This window comes from Rickettsia honei RB, assembly GCF_000263055.1.
GTDB lineage: Bacteria > Pseudomonadota > Alphaproteobacteria > Rickettsiales > Rickettsiaceae > Rickettsia > Rickettsia rickettsii.
This window is the reverse complement of the sequence record NZ_AJTT01000010.1, coordinates 1-10,244: the sequence shown is the minus strand read 5'-3', so window position 1 is coordinate 10,244 and position 10,244 is coordinate 1. Positions and strand designations below refer to the sequence as shown.

Sequence of the window (10,244 nt, the reverse complement as noted above, 5' to 3'; positions counted from 1 at the left end):
CGCTATACCATTATTTGCATTACCGGTATTATCTATCGCTCCGGTCACCACTACAGGATTCGTAAATATCACTGCTGACGCAGCACCTGTCAACTTAGTCGTAGTCGCTTTAATAACCGCTCCCTCTAACGTGGCTGTACCTGCTCCTACACTTATCGTGGCTAATGAATTTGTATTACCTATTGTTCCGTTAATGGCAGCATCTGTATTGACAGTTATTATACCTCCTCCATCTATATTTCCTGCAAGTGTTATCTTTGCCGGGGCTGCAGATTCTATAATTAGTGCAGCATTCGCTCCCCCTAAAGCTATATTTCCTAAACCTGTATAACTATTGGCAGGAGCATCAAAACCATGATTTGCAGCAACAGCATTAGTACCGTTTAAAGTTAAGCTTTTGCCGGCAGTAATAGTAACAGGCAACAAGTTACCTCTCGTTATAATCGAACCAACGACGGTATTTTGAGCAACATTTAGACCTACGGGAGTAGTACCCGCAACATTTATAGCCGTAATAATACGATCGGCTGCATCTGCAGTGATAGTATAATCACCACCGTAAGTAAATGCCCAATTGTTTTGAGGACTGCCAGCAGGATTACCATTAGCTACCCCTGCAGCCGTTATCTCATTCCAATTATTATTGCCAACATTATCACTAAATGCTGCATTATTATTAGTAGCAATAACACCTGTAGCAACACCAAGTGCCCCGCTACTACTCAGCATTATCGCTGCGGTTGAGGTGGTGAATAAAGCGGCTTTAAGACCTTGTTGTATTGCTTTTTGAAATAATTTTGGAGAAATATTCGCCATATGTAAACCTTAATAAAAATTAAATCACTTAAAAAGTGTTATAACGCAACTTTTTTAGTATGTCTATTAATTAATAACATAGATGATATTTTTATAGATTATACCGTAGCGGCGTTGGCCTTGTTGCATGGCTCGAGAAATCTGCTGGGTGTAATCCCGGTGGACAAACCATGGGATGACAGGGAGGGAATCGCTCCACGCGGGCAATGCCCGCTCGCAATGACTATTTAGTATCCATATTCTCCTAACACCTTAATAACATCATCATACATATAATATTCAGAAGCATTAGCTTTGAGCAATAATTCTGTAGCCGGGACACAATGATTACTCTTCACCATAGCCAGCGGTGTTAGACCTGATTTATCACGATAATTAATATACGCAGTGTGTTCAATTAAAAACTGTATTAATTCTTCACCGCAATTAGCTTTTATAGCATGATGCAGAGCTATACGTCCTAATTGGTCTTTGTACTGGGCGTCAACACCTTTCTTTACTATATAAATCAAGTTTCTACTAACTCTAAATCACCGGCATATATTGCTTTTTTTGTAAAAGCTTTTGTCCTAAAGCTTTATCAAATTCGAATGTCAATGATAAATATTTATGTCATTCCTGCTTTCGCAGGAATGACATAAGAGCCATGCAACAACGCCTACGGCTGCGTAGCGCATGACGAAAAAATACCCTACCTCTCAGGCAATAATATCTCTCTTTTACCTGTATGATTCGGTGGTGAGACTATTCCCTCTTTCTCCATCTTCTCAATTAAGTTGGCAGCTTTGTTATAGCCAATTCTAAGCGACCTTTGGATATAGCTAATGGAAGATTTGCGTTCGTCACGCACTATCTGCACAGCTTTTTTATAAAGCACTTCACTAGAGGTGCCATCACCGATATCAATGCTACTATCGTCTTCTTCAGGTTGCTCGGTAACGGCAGAGATATATTCAGGCGTACCGCTCTCTTTCAAATATTCCGTAATTTGCTCAATTTCGGCTTCATTAACAAACGGTCCGTGTACCCTACTTATCTTCGAAGTACTCCCCATAAATAACATATCACCCATACCGAGTAACTGCTCGGAACCTTGCTCTCCTAAAATCGTTCGGCTATCGATTTTAGAGGTAACTTTAAAACTAATACGACTTGGAAAATTGGCTTTAATGACACCAGTAATAACGTCTACAGAAGGTCTTTGCGTTGCCATAATAATATGGATGCCTGCCGCTCTTGCCATCTGAGCAAGCCTTTGAATCAGCATTTCAATATCCTTACCGGCAACTAGCATTAAATCAGCCATCTCATCAACAATAACCACTATGTAAGGCAGTTTTTCCATGTTCATTGTAACGGTTTCGTAAATAGGCTTACCTGTTTCAGGGTCAAAACCAGTTTGAATCGAACGCTCAATTACCCTATTCTCTTTAACCGCTTCTAAGATTTTTGCATTATAACCTGCGATATTCTTAACACCTATATTACTCATCATTCTATAACGGTTCTCCATTTCCTTAACTGCCCATTTAAGAGCAACTACCGCTTTAGAAGGCTCGGTTACCACAGGAGTTAGCAAATGCGGTATTCCATCATAAGCCGATAATTCAAGCATTTTCGGATCAATCATGATAAAGCGACATTCTTCAGGAGTATAGCGGTATAAGAGCGACACAATCATCACATTAATACCGACGGATTTACCTGAGCCGGTGGTTCCTGCTACTAATAAATGAGGCATTTTAGCAAGATCGGCAATCAGCGGCTTACCTGCTAAATCTTTACCCAAGACTAACGGCAATAAAGTTGATTTGTCTTGGTATTCTGGGGTCTCTATAAGTTCTTTTAAGCAAAAGAATTCACGCTGCTTATTAGGAAGCTCAATACCAAGTACATTTTTGCCGGGTATGACTGCTATCCTTGTTGATAAAGCAGATAGTGAGCGTGCTATATCGTCAGATAATCCTACTACCCTTGATGTTTTCGTACCTGCTGCCGGCTCAAATTCATATTGAGTTACCACCGGTCCTTGATTGATATTAATTATCTGCCCTTTAACTCCAAAATCATTCAGCACGGTTAATAACTCTTCAGCCTTTTGTTTAAGCTCTGAGGAAGAAGCTCCTTTTACATGATGTTTTTCAGGATCACGTAATAACGAAATAGGCGGCAATTCTGCTATTTCGCTTTGAGATATTTTAGGGCTAACAGGTTTGCTAAAGAATTTTATAGGATTTGCAGGTACGGATCTCGCTTCTTCAGGAAATTTTACTTTTTCACTTACAGGCTTTTGGTAAGAAGAAGTTATATTTATCTTATCATTGTTTTTAGTAGGAAATAATCTTATCGACGACAATCGTGAAAATACATTATGTAAAAAAGACTGTATCCGATAGATTAAAAATTTCCCTAGCTTAATAATAAAATTACTTAAAGAAGTAAATTTAATTTCAAATAAAACAACTAATATAATAAAGGTAAAAAATATTAATAATAAGTATAGTTGATTTGTAAATCGCTCAAAAAAATTAGAAGCTATTATTCCGATAGCTCCACCTGCATTTGCCGGTATGAATTCTAGCTTAATCTTAGATAATAATGTGCTACTGCTAACGAGAGCAAGCAACATTACAAACATACGGATAAATGAGCCGCGATATCTTCCATACCAACAATTTCTCCCCCAAACAAAGCAAGCAAGCGGTATGATAAAAGCAGCCAACCCAAAAAATTGATATAAACAATCCGATAAATAAGAGCCAAAAATTCCGACTAAATTACTATGGTACTCTGTTGTGACCGAGTTAAACGACGGATCGTCTATATTATATGACGTGAGAACAGTAACAATCCCAAGCCCGATTATCCCTAAGATAACTGCTTGTACCTTATTGTTTGAAAGAATTTTATTTATGTAATATAGCATAGTTTTAAATATTAAGCTAAATTATGAGTTTTATATCTTTTTCTATAATACTCTATAGGCTTTTCAATAAAGAAATAATTATTACTGTTATAAAAGTAACCAACGTATTAAGAAATGTCCCATTATCAACCCAATATGAAATAGCAGGTAATATATTATACAAGACAATTACAACAATATATTGGGTAGAGAGTAAAGCAATTAATTTGTCTAACTTATTATCTTTGGTTAAGTCAAATATTTTTCCTAAAGATAGAGCAAATAAACAATAAAAAAGTAATTTTTTTAGTTGAGGCTCTATTGGGATAAACGGCAAAGTAATAATTATTAATATAATATATAATATAGAGTAATTGACTAAGCCAAGACTTTTTTTCGTTTATTTCTTGATTAGTATAAATATAAAATGTTTGACTACCAATTAAGAAAACTGCAAGTTCAGAAGGAAAGAATCTATAAGACCAAGAATCTCCTATAAATCCATTAAACTGAAGAATAATTCTAGTAATTAAAGATATACAACTATTATGGATAAAATATAGATATTTTTCTTTTTTAGAATCCAAGGTACCATTAAATAAAAAGAAATTTCTAGCCCAATTGACCAACCAGGAGGTATCAACAAAAATTGATAAAGAGGAGGCGTGGAGTCAATAAAGTATTTTGTAAAATGTACTGTATTATTATTAATTCCAATAAACATTGTTACATCTTGCAACAACATTGTTAGGTTTGCAAAAATTAAAAAAACCAGCCGGAAATGGAAGATTACACAATTGCTTAAAAAAGAAAATTTTTGCTGCAAGAAGAAAGTAACTAAAATACAAAAGATATAAGTTTAAGCAATGGATGAGAAGTTGAATGTGCAGCCACAACAGAAAGAGCAAATAATAACCTCACTACACCCATTATGTTAAATAATAATTATATTAGCAATTATATAATATCCAAAACCTACATCAAGTAACATAGCAGCACTTCTCACAAGAATAGGATAAGTTATTTACATTAAAAGAGCCATTTTGTATTATGAAAAATATATTTTTTTGAGGGAAAGGTAACCAAAATTCATGACCATAAAAATCCACACGGGAAAAGATTTCATAAAGATGCGGGCAGCAGGAAAATTAGCTGCAGAGACGCTCGATTTTATTACTGATCACGTAAAACCGAATGTCACTACTAATAGTTTAAATGGCCTGTGTCATAATTTTATTACTTCTCATAATGCCGTTCCTGCACCGTTAAATTACAAAGGCTTTCCGAAATCGATTTGTACTTCTATAAATCATGTGGTTTGTCACGGCATTCCAAACGATAAACCGTTAAAAAATGGTGATATAGTAAATATTGATGTTACGGTAATTTTAGACGGTTGGTACGGTGATACTAGCCGTATGTATTATGTCGGTGACGTAGCAATTAAGCCAAAGCGTCTTATTCAAGTAACTTATGATGCAATGATGAAAGGGATTGAAGTAGTTAGACCCGGTGCTAAACTCGGTGATATCGGACATGCTATTCAAAGCTATGCCGAGAAACATAATTATTCTGTGGTTAGAGATTATACGGGTCACGGTATCGGAAGAGTTTTTCATGACGAACCGTCAATATTAAATTACGGTCGCAGCGGCACGGGTCTAACGTTAGAAGAAGGGATGTTTTTCACCGTTGAACCTATGATAAATGCCGGTAATTATGACACTATATTAAGTAAACTAGATGGATGGACAGTTACTACACGTGATAAATCATTATCGGCTCAATTTGAGCATACTATAGGCGTGACTAAAGACGGTTTTGAAATATTTACGTTATCACCTAAAAAACTTGATTATCCTCCATACTAAACTGTAGGATAAAAATTGATTTTGTTGTATGGCTACCTATGTCATTCCCGCGGGACATTGTTGCGTGGATCAAAAAACGCACTCAGTGTCATCCCGTGGCTTGACCACGGGATCCAAAAAGCATTTAAAAAGACTAGATCCCGCGATCAAGTTAGCTAGGATGACATTAAAGATTACTGGATTCCCGCTTTTAGCTAGGAATGACATCAGCAACAATTTATAATTTGAATAAACATAAAGAATGTTAGAAAATAATTTGTTAGAATTTAGTAATGATGAAATAATAGATACGCCTCATTATATAGGTCACCGTAAAAGAGTAAAAGAACGCTTCGTTGCCGCGGGAGCAGAACATTTTTCTGATTACGAATTACTTGAAGTAATGTTATTTTCGGCTATCCCTCGTAAAGACATAAAACCTCTTGCTAAAAAATTACTTGATCATTTTGATATTACGGATTTAATTAACCTTGATAAGGAAAGGCTACTTAGTATTAAAGGCACCAATGAAAATTTATATATCAATTTTGCTCTACGTGAGCTGATAAATTAGAGTATTGAAACAAAAAATAATAAATAAAAACATTAGTGCTTCTTGGAGTTCTTGGATTGATTATTTAAAAGTTAATATGGGCAATATGCGACTCGAGCAATTTCGTATATTATTTTTGAATAAGAAAAATATTTTAATTGCTGATGAGGTTTTAAGTCAAGGAACTATAGACCAAGCTGCGGTATATCCACGTGAGATAATTAAACGAGCTTTATTTAACGAAGCAAGCAGCCTTATACTTGTGCATTATCATCCAAGCGGTAGCCCTGAACCTTCAAAAGCCAACATTCATATGACAAATTAAGATAGTAGAGACATGCCAAACCGTAAATATTATAGTTTTAAATCTAATATGTTCCTATGAATATAAATAGCTACAGCACATTATTTATTTTTTCTTTTATATCCACCGCTATATTAACATATATATTAACTAAATATCTTCCTACTATCGGTTTAGTTGATATACCAAGCAACCGTCGTTCTCATGATAAGATAACACCGCGCGGCGGCGGTCTTGCTATTGTAGTTGTTGTAATGATTGCTTTGAGCGGGTTTGAATATATAACGAGTAATTACTTTGTTAATTCAATAAAAATATTACCGTTATTATTGGCAATTGCTTCGATTTCCTTTTTAGATGACTTAAAAGCCGTACCTATTCTAATTCGTTTAATAGTCCACTTAATTTGTGCAGCTTTTGCTATTTTTCTTTTTTCGCAGCTAAACTCTGTACATATACTAATATATTCTATTGTAGTTATAGCTTTAAGCGGTTTTATTAATATATATAATTTTATGGACGGTATAGACGGTATGAGTTGTGTGGAATCTATCCATCTATCTAGCACTATGCTTATATTATGTTTTTTACAATTTCCGACTATTAATAATCCATATTTTATAGCTAGTGTAAATGTTATTATTCTTGGTTGTTCTTGTGGTTTTTTAATATTTAATTGGCATCCGGCAAAAATATTTTTAGGAGACGTGGGAAGTATTAGTCTTGGATTCTTAACGGGTCTTTGTTTGCTCCTGCTGGCTCTTACAAGCACTAATTTATTTATAGCTTGTGCTATTGCTAGCTTATATTACATCACTGATGCAGTGCTAACCATATTAATTCGGCTACTCAATAAAGAAAAAATTTGGCAGCCTCATTTAAAACATTTTTTTCAAAAAGCAGTACAAAAAGGTAAATCTCATAAACAAGTAGTATCGATTATAGCAGTTTGTAATATATTTTTAATGATCATATCGGTTACATCTTTACATTTTCCCGTAATATCTATAATGCTTGCTTTAGCCGTCATAACTTTAACAGTGCAGAGTTTATTAAAATGAAGCTAATTAAAGAGGATATCGATAAAATAGTTAGACGTATATTTGCTAAACAACATCCATTGCTGCCTGAAATCATGATTAACTGGAATAAAATAGTCGGGTTTAACTTCAGTACTAAAGCATTACCTTTAAAAATCACCACCTATACTTATAAAAAACAAAAGATTAATACGCTGTTTATACAAGCTGAAGATAATGCTACTGCAGCAGAATTACCTTATTATCAAGATATTATTCTAGAACGTATTAAAATTTATTTAGGCTTTGCAGCAATACATCAAATGAACGTAACGTTTTATAAAGGCAAAAAGAGTCTTTAGATTAAGAGTTTGTTGGCATGAATATCAATTCCATCTCTACTATATAACTCCGCAAGCTTGTAGGTGTTGTTGCCTGGCTCAGTTTATGTCATTCCCGCGGAAGCGGGAATCTAGTAAAACATCAAAAAACAAGTTTTTTATATGTTTAGTTTACCAAATATGTAACTTCTATATCAATATTGAAGCTATTTTTCTGGATTCCCGCTTCCGCGGGAATGACATCGTACGGGCTAACCATACAACAAACTCTGCAGCCGTAGAATCTAGGAAAAATAATAAAAATGCTGTAAATCAGAATTTTTTACTGGATTGCTTCGTCAATTACTTCGTAATTTTCCTCGCAATGACAAAAAAGCTGAATCATGCGATAATACCGTGCAGTCGCTTAGCTCATGACGTCTCAGTATCCACGTAGGCAATACCAAGACATACAAACAAAAAAAGGAGTCTTTATTAAAGACTCCTTTTTCGTGTTAATAGCTTTTAAGACTAATTACATATCAAATCTTAATCCTGCCATTAAGTTATGACCTTTATAACGGGTTCCACCAAATTTAACTTTATCCCCGTCAATAGTTTTGGTGGTATTTTTTGTTTTACCGTAATCTCTCCAGCTATAAACTAGTTCAGCTTTTACACCTTGTGCAACTTCAAATGAAGTTCCTAAAGATAATTGATAAGCAAAGTTAGTTTTGTTTTTAGTAGTACCGTTGAAAGTGTCAGTTACACGACCTTTAATATCTTTAGAGTTAATTTTTTCCTTTACAAAAGCAGCACCAACACCTGCACCTGCAAATACTTTAAACATGCTTAAATCGACGAAATCAACATAACCGTTAAGTAATACACTTACAATAGTAGGTTTATTTTTTACTGAGAAAGAATTACCTTCTGGATAAGTTTTTGATTTCTTTAAATGACTACTTGCTACCGTTCCAATTGTTAAATCGGTTCTTAGATTATCCATGATATAGTAACCCGCACCGATCTCACCTGTAAATCCTGTATTAGACTTTATATTATTTAACTTAAAATCTGCTCCTTTAGGTTTTGTTTTGTTAAAAATCACACCGCCGGCATTAAGTTTTAAATACCATTGATTTTCCACAGATGATGATATCGATGAATTAGTAGATGAATCTACAGAAGAATTCATATCACAATCAGCAAATGAAAGACCAGAAGTTAAAAGTGCTGTGCTTGCAGCTGCTATTAAAAGTAATTTTTTCATATTGTTAAATTTTTCCTTTAAATTTTATTAGTTGTTAGTAAAAACGATATTAGATAATAATTTTACAATTTTTACCTAAATTCGATAAAAAATAGCTTTAAGTGACATTTCTGAGTTGTCATCTAATATCACTCCGTGGCTTAACCACCGGAATCCAGTCTTTTTTTGTATTTCTAGATACCGTGGTTAAGCCACGGTATGATATTAGGTTATTACCTAAAACTATTAATATATTCTTGTTAATTATATATCAAATCTTATACCGGCTGTTAAGTTATGGCTTTGATAATGCATACCACCGTTTGGTACACTTGTTCCTTGGTAAATTACATTCTTACTTTTTGTTCTACCATCATCTATCCAGCTATAAGCTAGTTCTACTTTAACACCGTCGGCAATTTGTGCAGAAGTACCTAAAGTTAGCTTGTAAGAAATATTAGTTCTGTTTTTAGTGTTAGATGAAAGACCGGTTATCCCATTATATGTAATTTTTTCTTTAACTAATGCAGGACCAACACCGGCACCAGCAAAAACATCGAACATATCAAAATTAGTTAAATCTACATAACCGTTAATAAGTAAACGTGTAATAGTAGGTTTATGGTTTGCTGAAACATTAGTACGAGTAAAAGGTGCATTAGTCGCAGCTCCGGATTTCTTTAACTTACCACCGATTATAGTACCTAAAGTTAAATCGGCTCTAAAGTTTTCGGAAATATAATAACCGATACCTAAAGCAACTGGAACAGTTGTATTAGATTTTAATTTAACACCGGTTGCCTTATCTTTTTCTTCATTAAACATTGCTGCACCGGTATCTATTCTTAAATACCACTCATGATCCATGCCCTCAGCAAATGATACGCTAGAAGACAAAATTGTTGCACTTGTAGCAGCTATTAAAAGTAACTTTTTCATGATTAGCACCTCAAAAATAATTAAACATTATCTTAATGGCATATATAACATATTATATTTTTTAGTTCTATATTTAATCGGCAATTAGATTCATATAATAAAGCTTTTATTAAGTTTTGTGACAAAATAAACACATATAGTTAATTCATGTTATTTTAGGTTCTGTGAAGATTTCTAATTGATTTGTTATTTTGAGATATTTTTAAGCGAAAATTATAAGATTTTTTTGAAATAGGATTAAAACTATTCCTTCAAAAATCTTATAATTTTCGCTTAAAAATATCTC

Annotated in this window: 9 protein-coding genes and 2 pseudogenes; 6 read left to right on the top strand and 5 right to left on the bottom strand. The window is 34.0% G+C overall.

The genetic code is table 11. From position 1 onward, the window contains the following. From WSW_RS01000000108905 to WSW_RS0107645, 3 genes and pseudogenes are all read right to left on the bottom strand, one after another. A pseudogene (locus WSW_RS01000000108905) lies at nt 1-816 on the bottom strand (autotransporter outer membrane beta-barrel domain-containing protein); the annotation flags it as partial. Nucleotides 817-1,043: 227 nt separating this feature from the next. Then, nucleotides 1,044-1,328, bottom strand: a complete 285-nt coding sequence (locus WSW_RS1000000109825; protein ID WP_016917662.1) for an ankyrin repeat domain-containing protein — start codon at nt 1,326-1,328, stop codon at nt 1,044-1,046. Nucleotides 1,329-1,507: 179 nt separating this feature from the next. Beyond that, nucleotides 1,508-3,742: a DNA translocase FtsK gene (locus WSW_RS0107645; RefSeq protein ID WP_016917661.1), complete on the bottom strand. Its 2,235-nt coding sequence runs from the start codon at nt 3,740-3,742 to the stop codon at nt 1,508-1,510. 23 nt (nt 3,743-3,765) lie between these two features. On the opposite strand from WSW_RS0107645, the gene WSW_RS1000000112210 reads away from it, so the two are divergent. The 6 genes and pseudogenes from WSW_RS1000000112210 to WSW_RS0107610 all read left to right on the top strand — a co-directional run bounded on the left by WSW_RS1000000112210 (nt 3,766) and on the right by WSW_RS0107610 (nt 7,809). Then, a complete protein-coding gene (locus WSW_RS1000000112210) occupies nt 3,766-4,014 on the top strand; it encodes a hypothetical protein (RefSeq protein ID WP_016917660.1) in 249 nt (82 codons plus the stop codon). A 798-nt stretch (nt 4,015-4,812) separates the two neighbouring features. Next, nucleotides 4,813-5,592, top strand: coding sequence for a type I methionyl aminopeptidase (gene map / locus WSW_RS0107630; RefSeq protein WP_010977838.1), 780 nt, complete (start codon nt 4,813-4,815; stop codon nt 5,590-5,592). A 241-nt stretch (nt 5,593-5,833) separates the two neighbouring features. Then, nucleotides 5,834-6,145 carry a UPF0758 domain-containing protein gene (locus WSW_RS0107625; protein WP_014411118.1) on the top strand — a complete coding sequence of 104 codons (312 nt, stop codon included), beginning with the start codon at nt 5,834-5,836 and terminating at the stop codon, nt 6,143-6,145. Nucleotides 6,146-6,149: 4 nt separating this feature from the next. Then, nucleotides 6,150-6,519: pseudogene (locus tag WSW_RS1000000109815) on the top strand (JAB domain-containing protein). Beyond that, entirely contained in the window at nt 6,506-7,489 is a 984-nt protein-coding gene (locus WSW_RS0107615; RefSeq protein WP_016917658.1) for an MraY family glycosyltransferase, read from the top strand. Before WSW_RS1000000109815 ends, WSW_RS0107615 begins: the two are co-directional and overlap by 14 nt. Next, the gene (locus WSW_RS0107610) at nt 7,486-7,809 is read left to right on the top strand and encodes a DUF721 domain-containing protein (RefSeq protein ID WP_004997222.1); all 324 of its coding nucleotides are present in this window, start codon (nt 7,486-7,488) and stop codon (nt 7,807-7,809) included. Before WSW_RS0107615 ends, WSW_RS0107610 begins: the two co-directional genes overlap by 4 nt. Nucleotides 7,810-8,302: 493 nt before the next feature. Here WSW_RS0107610 and WSW_RS0107605 read toward each other — a convergent pair whose 3' ends face one another. Next, nucleotides 8,303-9,040 (bottom strand): outer membrane protein, encoded by a 738-nt coding sequence (locus WSW_RS0107605; RefSeq protein ID WP_016917657.1) that lies wholly within the window; start codon nt 9,038-9,040, stop codon nt 8,303-8,305. A 243-nt stretch (nt 9,041-9,283) separates the two neighbouring features. Continuing rightward, on the bottom strand, nt 9,284-9,958 hold the full coding sequence (locus WSW_RS0107600; RefSeq protein ID WP_016917656.1) for an outer membrane beta-barrel protein: 675 nt from the start codon (nt 9,956-9,958) through the stop codon (nt 9,284-9,286). Between the last annotated feature and the right edge of the window lie 286 nt (nt 9,959-10,244).

What these genes read in the sequence shown, in the direction of transcription:
- WSW_RS0107625 (WP_014411118.1), top strand. Translation starts at nt 5,834, where the DNA reads ATGTTAGAAAATAATTTGTTAGAATTTAGTAATGATGAAATAATAGAT.
- WSW_RS0107615 (WP_016917658.1), top strand. Translation starts at nt 6,506, where the DNA reads ATGAATATAAATAGCTACAGCACATTATTTATTTTTTCTTTTATATCC.
- WSW_RS0107600 (WP_016917656.1), bottom strand. Translation starts at nt 9,958, where the DNA reads ATGAAAAAGTTACTTTTAATAGCTGCTACAAGTGCAACAATTTTGTCT.
- WSW_RS0107605 (WP_016917657.1), bottom strand. Translation starts at nt 9,040, where the DNA reads ATGAAAAAATTACTTTTAATAGCAGCTGCAAGCACAGCACTTTTAACT.
- WSW_RS0107645 (WP_016917661.1), bottom strand. Translation starts at nt 3,742, where the DNA reads ATGCTATATTACATAAATAAAATTCTTTCAAACAATAAGGTACAAGCA.
- WSW_RS1000000112210 (WP_016917660.1), top strand. Translation starts at nt 3,766, where the DNA reads ATGAGTTTTATATCTTTTTCTATAATACTCTATAGGCTTTTCAATAAA.
- map (WP_010977838.1), top strand. Translation starts at nt 4,813, where the DNA reads ATGACCATAAAAATCCACACGGGAAAAGATTTCATAAAGATGCGGGCA.
- WSW_RS0107610 (WP_004997222.1), top strand. Translation starts at nt 7,486, where the DNA reads ATGAAGCTAATTAAAGAGGATATCGATAAAATAGTTAGACGTATATTT.